The following is a 15821-nucleotide window of genomic DNA, read 5'->3' on the forward strand; positions in this document are numbered from 1 at the left end:
AGCATTTCAAACGTTAATACCTGATTTGCGGGATGTTAATATCTGACACGCCAAGTATTAACACTTGGGGAGTCAGATATTAAGATATGGGAAGTCAGATAAATAGTATCAGCATGGGTTAAAATAATATTTGTTTCTTCTCTATATTCGCCCTACTTTTGTATCGAATAGATAATTAATATATTAAACCAAATCAAAACAACGACATGAAATTACACACAGCCGATCTTCTTATCATCTGCGCCTATCTCATTACCATGATTATCATCGGACTCATACTGAAAAAGCGAGCTGCACAAAATATGGATTCCTATTTCCTAGGAGGCAAATCACTACCTTTCTATATGCTGGGGCTATCCAATGCATCCGGCATGTTCGACATTACAGGTACTATGCTGATGGTATACTGGGCATTCGCTTATGGCTTTAAAAGTCTTTGGATTCCCTGGTTATGGCCGGTATTCAATCAGATATTCCTGATGGTTTATCTGTCCGTGTGGCTGCGCCGTTCCAATGTACTCACCGGGGCCGAATGGATCAAAACCCGTTTCGGCAAAGGCAAAGGAGCTACCCTTTCTCACACAATCGTGGTAGTATTTGCTTTATTGAGCGTACTTGGCTTCCTGAGTTACGGATTTATAGGAATAGGTAAATTCATGGAAATCTTTATTCCTTGGGAAGTCATCTCACCTTATATTCCTTTCACTGTTTCACCGGAGTATGTTCCGCATGTATATGGCATTTTCTTTACAGCTATCGCCACCTTCTATGTAATGTTGGGAGGAATGCTGAGCATTGTATGGACTGATGTCGTTCAGTTCCTTATCATGACAGTAGCTGGCATCGTCATCGTAGTGATTGGTATGCAGATGGTGGCACCCGATATGATACACTCCTTTGTACCAGCAAGCTGGGATTCCCCTTTCTTCGGATGGACACTCGATATAGACTGGAGCAGTCGGATGAGCCTGTTAACCGAGCGAATGGCAAACGAACCTTACAGCCTGATAGGTATCTTTGTCATGATGGCTTTACTCAAAGGTATCTTCATGAGCATGGCCGGTCCTGCCCCCAACTATGATATGCAGAAAATCCTATCCTGCAAGTCGCCTAAAGAAGCGGCGATGATGAGTGGTTCTGTATCTGTAGTGCTATTAATTCCCCGTTATCTGATGATTATGGGATTTGCGTTACTGGCTATCTACTTCTTTAAGGAAGATGGAGGATTGTCACAAATGGAAGTTACACGCACAGACTTTGAGACAATTCTTCCTCATTTAATAACCCGATATGTTCCGTCAGGACTTGCCGGATTACTACTGGCAGGTTTGCTGGCAGCTTTCATGTCCACTTTTGCTTCTACCGTCAACGCAGCTCCCGCCTATATAGTGAACGATATTTATCTGAAATATATCAACCCGAAAGCAAGTGTCAAAACGCAGATACGCAGCAGCTATGTCATTTCTGTAGCGGTAGTAGTAGTCAGCACTATCATCGGATTCTTCCTGAAAGACATCAATGAAATATTCCAGTGGATTGTAGGCGCACTTTTCGGAGGCTATATCGCAGCTAACGTACTAAAGTGGCATTGGTGGCGATTCAACGGTGAAGGCTATTTCTGGGGAATGACTGCGGGAGTAATAGCCGCTATTGTCATGAAATTCACTGTACCCGATGCATGGGTAATCTACTTCTTCCCTGTATTATTCGGCATTTCACTGATCGGATGTATCATTGGAACTTATAGCGCCCCGGCTACAGATGAAGAAACACTTATCAGTTTCTATGTCAATGTGCGTCCGTGGGGCTGTTGGAAACCGATTCAGGAAAAAGCAATAGCACGCTATCCTCACATCCGGGTAAATAAAAACTTCAAAAGAGACGCATTTAATGTGTCTGTAGGAATTATCTGGCAATGTACTCTTACTATCATCCCCATGTATCTTGTTGTTCGTGAACAGCTGGGACTCTGGAGTTCTATCGCTTTGCTGCTGATTACTACGCTTATATTGAGAAAGACGTGGTACAAGCCTTTATGCAAAGAAGAAATAAGATACAACGAGGAGATGAAACAAATAAAAGAACAAAAAGAAGATTTAACTTAACACACTAAAACAGAGAACCGGCCATGAAAAGACTATCAGTAATACTATTGTCATTTTTATTATACCTTCCGCTATACGCTCAATTCAGAGGAACAGTCTATATCGACACCGATCAATCGGGCACATTCGACAAAGGAGACAAACCACTGGCGGGAGTGATGGTAACTGATGGAATGAATGTAGTAAAAACAAATAAAAAAGGACGGTTCTCCCTGCCAGGGTTCGAGAAAACCCGGTTCATCAGCATGACTACCCCTGCCAGGTTCGAGACGCAACAATTCTACCTCCCTGTCAAAGAAAACAGAAAGAGTTATGATTTCCTGCTGACCGAAAGCGAACGGACCCAACCGAGAGAGCATTCTTTCGTTCAAATCACCGATACGGAAGTAACCGGAGGAATGGGACGTTGGGTAACTGACTTACAACAATATGTAAAGAACGAAAAGCCTGCCTTTCTGATTCATACCGGAGATATCTGTTATGAACCGGGATTGAAAATGCACAATCAAGTAGTGAACGCAGAGACTATGAATTGCCCGGTCTACTATTGCATAGGCAATCACGACTTAGTAAAAGGCAACTATGGTGAAGAACTCTATGAATCGATTTATGGTCCGACCTGGTATTCGTTTGATATAGGCAACATTCATTATGTCGTTACCCCCATCGATCACGGAGACAATCCCACCGATTATACTCAAAGGGATGTATATAACTGGCTAAAAAACGACCTCGCCATGATGAAGAAAGATCAGTCATTGATTCTCTTCAACCACGATCTGTTCACCCCCGGCGATACTTTTGTTTTCAAAGCCGATAACGAACATATCCTCGACTTCCGTACCTTCAATACAAAAGCACAGCTCTATGGACACATGCACTACAACTATGTCCGTAATCAAAAAGGTATTTACACGATCTGCACCGGCACACTGGATAAAGGGGGCATCGACCATTCACCTTCTTCTTTCAGGGATATAAAAGTAGATGCAAATGATCATATCACAACGCAACTGCGATACACTTTCATTGAACCGCAAGTCGCCATCGTTTCTCCGATGGAGAATCAAACAACCCCAATACATCCGGACAACAACCTGCTTCCGGTTTCGGTCAACACCTATAACTCACAGGCAAGAACATCGCGTGTTTCTTATATCCTGAATGATTTGGAAAATCATCAGGAAATAGCCAAAGGCGAACTGACTCCCCGCAGTGACTGGAACTGGAGTGAAAACATCCAAATTCCAGCTAATACAGACGGAAAGAAGCTGGGGCTGACAGTGACCTCATTCTTCAACGACGGAAAGAAAGCGACTGCCACAAACCGATTCCTTTATCAAAAGGACTTTAAATTGACTTCCATTCCGGGAAAAGACTGGAACACTTTACTTCAGAATGCCAGTCATTCCGGCGGAATAAATGACTCTCAGATCAAACTTCCCCTGCAACTCCAATGGACAGCAAACACAGGCAGTAATATTTTCATGACGTCCCCCATCATCACCAGACAAAAAGTATTCATTGCCACTACCGACGATAACACGTCACTCAATACATACATTTGTGCATTCGATTTCAATTCCGGCAAACAAATATGGAAATTCCGCACGGAAAACTCAGTAAAGAATACGATTGCCTGTGAAGATGGAATCATTATCGCCCAAGATGCCTCCTGCAATCTCTACGCCCTTGACGCAGAATCAGGAAAACTACTGCGGCAGCAATACATCCACCTGAATAGCTATCCTTATCTGACGGAAGGACTAACAATAGACAAGGGAATCGTTTATGCCGGAATCGGTACCGGACTTTCAGCCTACGACTTGAAAACCGGAAAAGTAATATGGACAAACAAAGACTGGAAACAACGGGAAGGCTCTACCACCACACTCACCGTTGCCGGAGATGTATTAATCAGTGGAACGCAATGGGGAGGGCTATACGGCAACGATATCCGTACAGGCAAACAACTTTGGAAACTCTCTGATAACGGACTCGGTAACCGGGGAGCTTCTCCGGTCTATAAAGATGGGAAATTGTGGATCATTTCTTCCAAGAGCTTTTTCATAATAGAACCTCAAACCGGAGAAGTACTCCAACAAAAAGAGTTATCAGCCAATCTGGATGTTACGTCTACACCGCTTGTCACCGAGCAAGAAATTATATTCGGAACCGCAGACCGTGGAATCATGGCACTGGACAAATCCACACTTTTCATCAAATGGAAAGCTGAAACAAAACCTTCACTCGTATATACAGCCCCTTATTCTTCCACTCCACAAGCCGGAGTAGAAACAAGCCCTGTATTATCACAAGGAATTGTTTACATCGGAGCTTCCGACGGATACTTATACGCCATCGACCAAGCAACGGGAATTATCAAAGACAAGCTGAATCTCGGGGCACCCATTTTCTCCACAGTGGCAGTGTCAGGAAATAAAATGATAGTTTGTGACTTCGCCGGGAATGTCTATTGCATAACTACCCCCTTTTCTCTAAATATCAGTCCGGAGAACGATTTATAACTTTTTATTTTTCCCGGTCAGCTCTCCGGGCACACAGTTTTCTCGCCCCACAGCGTTGTAATTTAAAGATTATCACGTATCTTTGCCCCTCAATCATAAATACGAGATATGGCTATTACAATCAAGAAAGTCTCTACAAAGAGAGAACTTAAGAAGTTTATTCGCTTTAATTACAGGATGTATAAGGGCAACCCCTATTCCGTGCCCGATCTCTACGATGATATGCTCAACACATTCAACAAAAAGAAGAATGCGGCATTCGAGTTCTGTGAAGCAGACTATTTTCTGGCATACCAAGACGACAAAATCGTAGGCCGTGTGGCTGCTATTATCAATAACCGTGCCAACGAAAAATGGGATGCTAAAAACGTCCGTTTCGGATGGATAGATTTCATAGATGATCCTGAAGTATCATCCGCACTTATCAAAACTGTAGAAGACTGGGGAAAAGAACGAGGTATGACCCATATTGCCGGACCACTCGGATTTACCGACTTCGATGCTGAAGGAATGCTGATTGAAGGCTTTGACCAGCTCAGTACGATGGCCACCATCTATAATCACCCGTACTATCCCGTACACATGGAGAAACTCGGTTTCGAGAAAGACGCCGACTGGGTGGAATACAAAATCTACATCCCCGATGCCATCCCCGACAAGCACAAGCGTATCTCCGAACTGATTCAACGAAAATACAACCTGAAGATAAAGAAATACACCTCCGGAAGAAAAATAGCCAAAGACTACGGACAGGAAATCTTCGAACTGATGAACGAAGCATACAGCCCGCTCTACGGCTACTCCCCGCTGACACAACGGCAAATCAACCAATACGTAAAAATGTATCTTCCGATTCTTGACTTACGAATGGTTACCCTTATCACCGATGCCGATGACAAGCTGGTTTGCGTAGGTATCTCGATGCCTTCACTGGCCGAAGCCCTGCAAAAATCACACGGACGATTACTGCCACTCGGATGGTTTTATCTGCTGAAAGCATTATTCATGAAACGTCGTGCCAAAATGCTTGACCTACTGCTTGTAGCAGTGAAACCGGAGTACCAAAATAAAGGTGTTAACGCTTTGTTATTTTCCGATTTAATTCCAGTTTATCAAAAATTAGGTTTTATCTTTGCGGAAAGCAACCCCGAACTGGAACTGAACGGAAAAGTTCAGGCACAATGGGATTACTTTGAGACTAAGCAACATAAGCGCCGCCGTGCGTTCATCAAAGAGATAAAATAAAAAGCAACTATGGAAGAGAACGAATTGATACCTGTAGACAACAACAATACAGTAGAGTACACAGATGACAATATCCGCCACTTAAGCGACATGGAACATGTACGCACACGCCCCGGTATGTATATCGGCAGGCTGGGCGACGGTGCGCATGCCGAAGACGGAATCTATGTCCTTCTGAAAGAAGTCATTGACAACAGTATCGACGAGTTCAAGATGCAAGCCGGTAAGAAAATCGAAATTACCGTTGAAGAAAACCTCCGTGTCAGTGTTCGCGACTACGGTCGAGGCATTCCGCAAGGAAAACTAATTGAAGCCGTAAGCATGCTGAATACAGGTGGTAAGTACGACAGCAAGGCATTTAAGAAAAGCGTCGGTCTGAACGGTGTCGGTGTAAAAGCCGTCAACGCATTGAGCTCTCGTTTTGAAGTACGCAGTTACCGTGACGGTAAAGTACGCATCGCCACTTTCTCGAAAGGCAACCTGCTAACTGACATGACGCAGGACACCGAAGAAGATAACGGAACATACATCTTCTTCGAACCGGATGCCACACTGTTCGTAAACTACTGCTTCAAGCCCGAATTCATCGAGACAATGTTACGCAACTACACGTATCTGAATACGGGACTTGCCATCATTTACAACGGCCACCGAATCTTGTCACGTAACGGTCTGGTAGACCTGCTGAACGACAATATGACGGCAACCGGACTCTATCCTATCATCCACCTGAAAGGAGAAGACATCGAAATTGCTTTTACACATACCGGACAGTACGGAGAAGAATATTACTCCTTCGTCAACGGGCAGCATACTACCCAAGGAGGTACTCATCAAAGTGCCTTCAAGGAACACATCGCCCGCACCATCAAAGAGTTCTTCAACAAGAACATGGATTACACCGATATTCGTAACGGGCTGGTGGCAGCCATCGCCGTCAACGTAGAAGAACCGATCTTCGAAAGCCAGACTAAAACCAAACTGGGCTCTACCAATATGGCTCCCGGAGGTATGACAGTCAACAAATACGTAGGCGACTTCATCAAACTGGAAGTAGACAACTTCCTGCACAAGAATACGGACGTAGCGGAAGTGATCCAACAAAAAATACAGGAATCGGAAAAAGAACGCAAAGCGATCGCCGGCGTAACAAAATTGGCTCGCGAACGTGCTAAAAAAGCCAACCTGCACAACCGGAAGCTACGCGACTGCCGTATTCACCTCAACGACCCGAAAGGGAAAGGAATGGAAGAAGACTCCTGCATCTTCATCACCGAGGGAGACTCAGCGAGCGGCTCCATCACCAAAAGCCGCGACGTAAACACACAGGCAGTATTCAGCCTCCGTGGTAAACCGCTGAACTCATTCGGACTGACGAAAAAGGTAGTTTACGAAAACGAAGAGTTCAACCTGCTGCAGGCTGCCCTTAATATAGAAGACGGCATTGAAGGACTACGCTACAACAAAGTAATCGTAGCTACCGATGCCGATGTGGACGGCATGCACATCCGCTTGTTACTGATTACTTTCTTCCTGCAATTCTTCCCCGATCTGATAAAGAAGGGGCATGTATATATTTTGCAAACGCCTCTGTTCCGCGTACGCAACAAGAAGAAAACGATCTATTGCTACAGCGATGAAGAACGGGTGAATGCTATCAATGAATTAAGTCCCAACCCTGAAATCACCCGATTCAAAGGTTTGGGAGAAATTTCACCGGACGAGTTCAAGCACTTTATCGGCAAAGACATGCGTCTGGAACAAGTGACATTACGTAAGACTGATGCCGTGAAAGAACTTCTGGAGTTCTACATGGGCAAGAATACAATGGAACGACAGAACTTTATTATAGACAATCTGGTTATAGAAGAAGACTTGGCATCATGAGAAGAGCAATATTTCCGGGTACTTTCGACCCCTTCACCATCGGTCATTATTCGGTAGTGAAACGTGCACTCACCTTTATGGACGAGGTTATTATCGGAATCGGTATCAACGAAAACAAGAATACCTATTTCCCCATCGAGAAAAGAGAAGAAATGATCCGGAATCTCTACAAAGACAATCCCTGCATCAAAGTGATGTCTTATGACTGTCTGACGATAGACTTTGCGCAACAGGTAGAAGCGCAATTTATCGTCCGCGGTATCCGCACAGTGAAGGATTTCGAGTATGAGGAAACGATTGCAGATATTAATCGTAAACTGGCGGGTGTCGAAACCATCCTGCTCTTCACGGAACCGGAACTGACCTGTGTCAGTTCAACCATTGTACGTGAACTGCTGACCTACAATAAAGATATCAGCCAGTTTATCCCCGAAGGAATGATAATCAGCGAATAATAATCAAGTTAAGCACTTGCCCCAAAGAGAACAGCAGGCAAACTTAACCCAATAATACAGAAGATGATAAAAAAGCTAACGATACTGTGTATTTGCCTGTGTGCTATTAGTGTACAAGCTCAGAACTTCGGTTCTTCCGCCATGCGAAAACTACAGATGGCAGAATTTGCCATTTCCAACTTTTATGTAGACAAAGTAGATGAAGACAAACTGGTAGAAGAAGCCATCATCAAGATGCTGGCACAGCTTGACCCGCACTCCACCTACTCGGATGCCGAAGAAGTGAAGAAAATGAACGAACCGCTTCAAGGCAACTTCGAAGGTATCGGTGTACAGTTCCAGATGATTGAAGATACCCTACTCGTCGTACAACCTGTCAGCAACGGACCTTCCGAGAAAGTAGGTATCCTTGCCGGAGACCGTATCATAGCTGTTAACGACTCCACCATCGCAGGAGTAAAGATGAGCACGGAAGATATCATGAAACGCCTGCGTGGACCGAAAGGCTCAAAAGTTAATCTGACAATTGTCCGTCGTGGCGTACAAGAACCGTTAATATTCACTGTGAAAAGAGATAAGATTCCTATTCTCAGTCTCGACGCTTCTTACATGATTCAGCCAAAGACCGGATATATTCGTATCAACCGTTTCGGAGCCACCACTGCCGAAGAATTCAAGAAAGCTATGACGGCTCTCCAGAAGCAAGGTATGAAAGACCTGATTCTCGACCTGCAAGGCAACGGCGGAGGATATCTGAATGCCGCTATCGACCTTGCCAATGAATTCTTAGGGCAAAAGGAACTGATTGTTTACACCGAAGGCAGAACTGCACAGCGCAGCGAATTCTTCGCCAAAGGAAACGGAGATTTCCGTACCGGTCGCCTCATCGTACTGGTAGACGAATACACTGCTTCTGCCAGCGAGATTGTGAGCGGTGCAGTACAAGACTGGGACAGAGGTATCATCGTAGGCCGCCGTTCTTTCGGCAAAGGACTGGTACAACGTCCTATCGACCTTCCGGATGGTTCTATGATCCGACTGACCATTGCACGATACTATACTCCTGCCGGTCGTTGCATCCAAAAGCCTTATGACAGTTCGACTGATTACAATAAGGACCTGATAGAACGCTTTAATCACGGAGAACTGATGAATGCCGACAGTATTCACTTCCCCGACTCTCTGAAAGTGCAGACCAAGAAACTGAAACGTACTGTCTATGGTGGAGGCGGCATCATGCCGGACTACTTCGTTCCAATCGACACAACTCTCTACACAGATTATCACCGGAATCTGGTCGGAAAAGGAGTCATTATCAAATTCACGATGAAATTCATAGAGGATCACCGGAAAGAATTGGCTGACAAATATAAGAAATTCGAGCACTTCAACGAGAAGTTCATCATTGATGACGATATGCTGGCCACTCTCCGTGAAATGGGCGAGAAGGAAGGTGTGAAGTTTAACGAAGAGCAATATCAAAAATCATTGCCGCTTATCAAAACGCAACTCAAAGCACTGATAGCCCGTGACCTCTGGGATATGAACGAGTACTTCCGGGTGATGAATGCCACGAATGAAAGTGTTCAGAAAGCTTTGGAAATCCTCCGCTCGGGTGAGTATCAGAAGAAGTTGAAATAAATATCGAAAAATAAAACAGATAAACCGTACCCGATCAGACACCTTGGTTGTAGTATAAGTAAAATCATTAAAACAGAAGTATGATACGACAGTTTGATTTTACTTGGACAGCAATCGGCTGGTTACTGATCGGATACGGTTTATTTTTTGCCCTTCCCCTTTTGCAGGCACAGACCTCTGCAAAGAAGTTCTCACTGGAACTGAAAAAAGAAGGTCTGCCCGAAGCACTGAAACAAATAGAAAAAGCGGGCGGAAAGAATATTCTCTTCACCTACAACGGAACAGAAAGTTATCGGGTAACCGTCAGCATCCGCGAAAAAACGGAGCACGAAGCCATTGACCTTGTATTAACCGGCAAACCTTTTGTCTGTATCGAACGGGAAGAGTATTTCGTCGTACAGCGCAAGAAATCGGACAAAGCCATCGCCGTAGAAGGCAAAGTATATGACGAAAAAGGGATGCCCCTGCCTTTTGTCAACATTCTCGCCCTTGCCGCTGATTCCAGTTTCCTTGCCGGAAGCGTGACCGAAGAAGACGGCTCCTTCCATCTGCCTCCGATAGCGGGAGAAGACTGTTTGCTGAAAGCGACTTACATAGGATACTGTCCTCAAATAATCCCCTGCCGCCAACAAAATACCATCCGCCTGCAACCCGACACAGAGCTACTGAGAGAAATAGTCGTCACCGCTTCCCGCCCGCTGATAGAACGGAAAGACGGAACGCTGACAGCCAACATAGCCGGAACGCCCCTTTCACTGATGGGGTCAGCCAAAGAAATGATCTCCCACCTCCCTTTTGTCACCGGCTCGGACGGAGAATATACCGTACTGGGCAGAGGCACCCCCGAAATCTATATCAACGGTCGCAAAGTCAGAGACAAGACTGAACTGGACCGCCTGCAAGCAAATGAAATACTATCGGCAGAAATCATCACTACACCGGGCGTACAATATGGCTCTTCGGTGGGCGCGGTCATCCGTCTGCGCACCATCCGCAAACGCGGACAGGGAATGAGCGGCAGTTTCTACACTGACTACTCGCAAGGACACGAACCGATCGGTAACGAAGGCATCTCCTTGAACTACCGTACCGGCGGACTAGATATTTTCGTGAAAGGGGACTTTGCGGAAATCAACAATTACAGAACAGGTACCTCCAGTCAGGACATTTATGCCTCATCCGACTGGAACCAATCGACAGAGGATAAGAGCAAACAAACCTATCGTACCTTCAACGGTGAACTGGGATTCAACTACGAAATCGACGAAGATCAGTCATTCGGCATGCGCTATATGCCCGGCACGAACATAGGCAATGCACATACTACCAATGAAGGGATAACTCGCATTCTGCAAGACGGCAAAGAAGTAGACCATCTGCACGCTCTCCGCCAAACAGATGCCCATACCGGCTGGTGGCAGGCAGCCAACGGATACTACAACGGTACATTCGGCAAGTGGAACATCGACTTCAACGCCGACTACCTGTACGGACGCGACCGCATCCATCAATATGCCGAAAACAACGGAACCGAAGACGCCACTTCGAGCAACCGCGTACGCAACCACCTCTATGCCGCCAAACTGCTGATCACCGCCCCACTCTGGAAAGGCAAACTCAGTTTCGGCACAGAAGAGACATTCACCAACCGCCACGACATTTTCCTCCAAAGCGGCTTCTCCGCCGATGCCGACGACCGCATCAAACAAACGATGTTCTCCGGCTTCATCGACTACAGCCTGCCATTGGGAAAGTTTAATATCTTAGCCGGACTGCGCTATGAATTTCAACAAACAGATTACTACGAGAAAGGGATTCACCAGGACGGACAAAGCCCCATCTACCACGACTGGATACCTGTAATCAGCATCAGATACACTTCCGGAAACTGGTTTCTCGCCCTTTCTCACCGCACTCTGAAATACAGTCCCAGCTATGACATGCTCACCAGCGCCATCACCTATCAGAACAAATACTCCTATCAGAGCGGAGAACCGTTTCTCGTTCCTCAGATACACCGTTCAACCACCTTCGATGTCGGATGGAAATGGGTCAACTTCAACATCAACTACGACCATTGCTGGAATATGTACACCAACTACACCCGACCGTATGACGACATCAACCATCCCGGCGTACTGCTATTCGGTATGGCAAGCATTCCGCATACCAACATATACGGAGCCGGCATCGCCCTCTCACCGAAAATCGGCATCTGGCAACCTCAGTTCACCACCAGTGTCAACTGGTACGACTCACATGCTGCCTGCGTAGGCATTCCCCAAAACTGGAATGAACCACGATTCCATTTCAATTTCGACAACAACTTCAGTTTCCCTAAAGGTTGGTTCTTCAACATCAAAGGAATACTGTCACCCGGTGCCAAACAAAGTTACGCCATCTGGAAAACCGAAGGAAGAGTGGATGCCCAACTGACCAAATCGTTCCTAAAGGACCAGTCGTTGAAAGTATCAGTAACTGCAAAAGACATCTTTCATACTGGCTACAGATACTTCACCATCTATGGTGACCGGACCTTTAGTTCCAACCGTGATTACCTTGATCAACAGCGTTTCGGCATCCGACTGAGTTATCAGTTCAACGCCACGAAGAGCAAATATAAAGGAACCGGAGCCGGAGCAAGCGAAAAGTCACGTTTGTAAACTGGTAGTTTGAAAGAGAAAAGCTACTTTTACAGCCACAGAATCCTTAAAAGAATGTTCCTGTTCCATAAAAGTCAAACAAAGCGAGAAGCCTTCGGACAGATGTTTACGGAAATGTATCCGCGAATGGTACGATATGCCACACAATTGATGGGGGATAGAGAAGAAGCACGTGATATAGTGAGCGAAGTAATGGAACAAGCTTGGAAACATTTCGAGCAATTGAACAAGAATGACCGGGGCGGATGGATATACACAGCCGTCCGCAACAACTGCCTCAACCGCTTGAAGCATCTCCAAGTAGAGCAGGAAAATGTAAAAGCTCTCTACGAAGCAACACTGGCTGATGTAGAAAATAACTATCGGGAACACGAAGCGCTGCTACAAAAAGCGGAAGCGATTGCCCGAAGTCTGCCTGAACCAACTTGCACGGTACTTCGTTTGTGCTACTACGAACATCTTACCTACCGGGAAGTCGCCCGGCAGCTTGGTATCAGTCCCGACACAGTAAAAAAACATATATCTAAAGCTTTGCGTACACTACGCGAAGCCATGAAAGATTAAAAAGGAGGACAGGTTATGAAAGAGAAAGAAAAATGTACGATGAAAGCGGAAGATTCCAGTTATGGACCGGTAGCAGATAACCGTTGTCCATTCTCTGAAGATGCTGAGATACACCGCTTGCAGAACGCCTTCGGTGAAGCATTGGGTGATATGCCCCTGCCGGAAGAAACCCGGAAAGAATGGAGTATATTCGTGCAACGTCAAGAACAGAAAAAACGGAAACTCCATCTCCGCATCTGGTTGTCCGGCGGCGTAGCAGCAATGCTCGCTTTATCCATATTGCTCTGGTCGCCCTGGCAGAAAACGGATAACAGACAGTTTATCGAAATCTTTAGTGCCCTCCATGCACCGGAGCAGATTACAACCACGGAAGAAAACGGCATCATCATCATCTCTACCCCACCAGCTACAACGACCAAAGTCACTTTGGAGGACGGAAGCAAAGTACTGCTAAACGCAAACAGTCGTCTGGAATACCCGAAAGAATTTGCTTCCAAAAAGAAACGTATCGTAAGTCTTACCGGAGAAGCACGTTTCGAAGTTACTAAGGACAACCACCATCCCTTTATCGTCTCCGCCGGGAAGATGCAAACACAGGTACTGGGTACTGTATTCGATGTAAACGCTTATCCCGGCAATCCTCCTGTCGTCACACTATACCAAGGACATGTGAGTGTAGGCAAAGTAAAATCTCTACCCGAAAAGAGAATATTGCCCGGACAATGCGCTACATTAACGGCAAACGGTGATATTCAGTTATCAAAAGCCACCCAAACAGAAAATGAAGGGTGGCTCAAAGACGAATTTTATTATGATAATACCGAGATGCTAACAGTACTGCAAAATATAGGCACTTGGTATAATATCAGCATCATCTGTCATTCGGCGGACCTGCTACACAAACGAGTTCATTTCCGCTTTAGCCGGAACGTCCCGATAAAGACTTTGCTGAATGTACTGAATGATTTAAACATTGCACACTTTCAGTATGACAATAAACAGATAATAGTCGAATAAACTTCTAGTAAGAACTGTACGGTCTGATAAACAGAGGAAAAAGAATCAAAGTATAAAACAGTTTTTATTCAAAGGAATAAACAAATAATTCTCTTCTATGAAAGCGGTTTACTCAATAATGTTATAATCGAACGTGCCGGAATCCTGACCGTTTTTCCACTCTTTACCTTTTCAACGGGCATTAAGTCTTCTCCTTCTATATCAGAAGTCCGATAAACTTGCCATTGAACTCTGTTACCGTCAATTTTGTCGATGGCAAATTCTTTCTCCGCCTGTGCATAGTTAATGAGAACAATAACGTACGAACCATCCGCATTTTTATAAGCAGAGCACATCAACCCCTGTTGATCCGTATCACCACCGGGAATTAAATTCTTCATTTTATCGAAAGCAGAAACAGTCAGGCGGACAGCTCCCGGACGGATAAAGCGACTGTAATTACCCAATGCCCACATAAGTTTGGAATCTTCCACACGTCCATCTCTGAGATCTTCATCGGTATATTCCCGAATCAATCCGTCTTTATAATCGCCGCCAATGGCACGCCACCACTGCCAGCTCTTCGCTCCCGCATACACGATGTCATGATGGATGATACGAGCGACGTAAAGCGCTGTCTTCATCGTACGGTCGAAGCCGTGACCACCGCCTATCTCTTCATCATTCCCCATGATGCAGGTTTCTGACTGCCAGAAGCCGACGTTGTATTTATCCAAGGCTTCACGCAGTTCGCAGCGCTTGGCACGCAATTCACTCAGAGGAGTCGTTGTCCAGTAGCTATGTCCAAGCATTAATCGGGGAACATTGGGTATATCCCCCAAATAAGTATCCACACTATCCGGACAAAAGAAAGACTGAATCTGATAGCCACGCTGCCAATCCGTTTGATGGGTACGGAGCATACAACGATAATCCGAAGATTCATTCACCATAATCTGCGTATCCATTTTCCGGTTCACAAACTCTTTGCTCAGCAAACGAACGGTCCGGGCAACTTCCCGATTGGTTGCCGGAGAACCTTCTTGCTTCGGTCCTACCCAGTTCCAATGCCCGTCCGGTTCATTGAAAGGGCATATATAGTCAAACTTAATTCCATCCTGCCTCTCTACTCCTTCTACTACATCTGCCAGAAAACGTGCATACTTCTCGTAACAGTCCGGTTTCAAGTTTGCCGTCCCTCCACGACCGGTATTAGTAGCCAAACCGTTTTGAGTATAATACACAGGAGGAGAATTAAGGAAAGCAAGAAACTTGGTAACACCCCGTTCCTTTGCCAGTTTCAAGAAGTTACGCTGTCCCTGTTGCTTATTCCAGTCGTACGTTCCGTCCGCTTGCAGAAAACATTCGGTACGCATCCAAGGTGAAGCAATCTGGCTTGCTTCACCTTGTTCCGTACTACCTGCTCCAACGTTGAAACGCCAGAGAGACAAACCAATCCCTTTCGGTTTACCATTCTCATCATTCTCCATGCTGAACAGCCAGTCAGCGATCTGATTTTGTTTTTCCTGCGGCCATAAACCAATGAACTGCATACTCCAGGCATCAGAAGCACCGAAATAGTCCATTGTCTGTAGCGGTTTATCCACTTCAATCTGATAGCACAGATCAGGGACAGGCTGAGAACATCCACCTACTATCCCCATATATAAAAAACCGAAAGCGCCCAAAAACATTTTACCTTTCATTACCTAGTCTTACTACCTATTAAAATATGCT

General features: G+C 45.4%; 10 protein-coding genes. 9 read left to right on the plus strand and 1 reads right to left on the minus strand.

Translation table 11 applies throughout. The features are described from left to right. Positions 1-206: 206 nt before the first annotated feature. The 9 genes from K6V30_RS03930 (at position 207) to K6V30_RS03970 (ending at position 14105) form a co-directional block, all read left to right on the plus strand. Positions 207-2105, plus strand: a complete 1899-nt coding sequence (locus K6V30_RS03930) for a sodium:solute symporter family protein (RefSeq protein WP_055269249.1) — start codon at positions 207-209, stop codon at positions 2103-2105. A 23-nt stretch (positions 2106-2128) separates the two neighbouring features. Then, the gene (locus K6V30_RS03935) at positions 2129-4633 is read left to right on the plus strand and encodes an outer membrane protein assembly factor BamB family protein (RefSeq protein WP_055269250.1); all 2505 of its coding nucleotides are present in this window, start codon (positions 2129-2131) and stop codon (positions 4631-4633) included. Between the two features lie 108 nt (positions 4634-4741). Continuing rightward, positions 4742-5878 carry a hypothetical protein gene (locus tag K6V30_RS03940; RefSeq protein ID WP_010535817.1) on the plus strand — a complete coding sequence of 379 codons (1137 nt, stop codon included), beginning with the start codon at positions 4742-4744 and terminating at the stop codon, positions 5876-5878. A gap of 9 nt (positions 5879-5887) precedes the next feature. Further along, the gene (locus K6V30_RS03945) at positions 5888-7765 is read left to right on the plus strand and encodes a DNA topoisomerase IV subunit B (protein ID WP_055269251.1); all 1878 of its coding nucleotides are present in this window, start codon (positions 5888-5890) and stop codon (positions 7763-7765) included. Beyond that, positions 7762-8220, plus strand: coding sequence for a pantetheine-phosphate adenylyltransferase (gene coaD / locus K6V30_RS03950; RefSeq protein WP_010535819.1), 459 nt, complete (start codon positions 7762-7764; stop codon positions 8218-8220). Before K6V30_RS03945 ends, coaD begins: the two co-directional genes overlap by 4 nt. A 63-nt stretch (positions 8221-8283) precedes the next feature. Next, entirely contained in the window at positions 8284-9861 is a 1578-nt protein-coding gene (locus K6V30_RS03955) for a S41 family peptidase (protein WP_055269252.1), read from the plus strand. An 80-nt stretch (positions 9862-9941) separates the two neighbouring features. Continuing rightward, positions 9942-12524, plus strand: a complete 2583-nt coding sequence (locus K6V30_RS03960) for an outer membrane beta-barrel family protein (RefSeq protein WP_055269253.1) — start codon at positions 9942-9944, stop codon at positions 12522-12524. 54 nt (positions 12525-12578) lie between these two features. Then, on the plus strand, positions 12579-13088 hold the full coding sequence (locus tag K6V30_RS03965) for an RNA polymerase sigma-70 factor (RefSeq protein WP_010535822.1): 510 nt from the start codon (positions 12579-12581) through the stop codon (positions 13086-13088). A gap of 15 nt (positions 13089-13103) precedes the next feature. After that, positions 13104-14105, plus strand: a complete 1002-nt coding sequence (locus K6V30_RS03970) for a FecR family protein (RefSeq protein ID WP_055269254.1) — start codon at positions 13104-13106, stop codon at positions 14103-14105. 95 nt (positions 14106-14200) lie between these two features. Here K6V30_RS03970 and K6V30_RS03975 read toward each other — a convergent pair whose 3' ends face one another. Next, entirely contained in the window at positions 14201-15790 is a 1590-nt protein-coding gene (locus tag K6V30_RS03975; RefSeq protein WP_029425119.1) for a glycoside hydrolase family 30 protein, read from the minus strand. Between the last annotated feature and the right edge of the window lie 31 nt (positions 15791-15821).

Source organism: Bacteroides faecis, assembly GCF_020091505.1.
Taxonomy (GTDB): Bacteria; Bacteroidota; Bacteroidia; order Bacteroidales; family Bacteroidaceae; genus Bacteroides; species Bacteroides faecis.

Coding starts and splice junctions, on each gene's coding strand:
- K6V30_RS03965 (WP_010535822.1), top strand. CDS start 12,579: ATGTTCCTGTTCCATAAAAGTCAAACAAAGCGAGAAGCCTTCGGACAG.
- K6V30_RS03960 (WP_055269253.1), top strand. CDS start 9,942: ATGATACGACAGTTTGATTTTACTTGGACAGCAATCGGCTGGTTACTG.
- K6V30_RS03940 (WP_010535817.1), top strand. CDS start 4,742: ATGGCTATTACAATCAAGAAAGTCTCTACAAAGAGAGAACTTAAGAAG.
- K6V30_RS03935 (WP_055269250.1), top strand. CDS start 2,129: ATGAAAAGACTATCAGTAATACTATTGTCATTTTTATTATACCTTCCG.
- K6V30_RS03930 (WP_055269249.1), top strand. CDS start 207: ATGAAATTACACACAGCCGATCTTCTTATCATCTGCGCCTATCTCATT.
- K6V30_RS03955 (WP_055269252.1), top strand. CDS start 8,284: ATGATAAAAAAGCTAACGATACTGTGTATTTGCCTGTGTGCTATTAGT.
- K6V30_RS03970 (WP_055269254.1), top strand. CDS start 13,104: ATGAAAGAGAAAGAAAAATGTACGATGAAAGCGGAAGATTCCAGTTAT.
- K6V30_RS03975 (WP_029425119.1), bottom strand. CDS start 15,790: ATGAAAGGTAAAATGTTTTTGGGCGCTTTCGGTTTTTTATATATGGGG.
- K6V30_RS03945 (WP_055269251.1), top strand. CDS start 5,888: ATGGAAGAGAACGAATTGATACCTGTAGACAACAACAATACAGTAGAG.
- coaD (WP_010535819.1), top strand. CDS start 7,762: ATGAGAAGAGCAATATTTCCGGGTACTTTCGACCCCTTCACCATCGGT.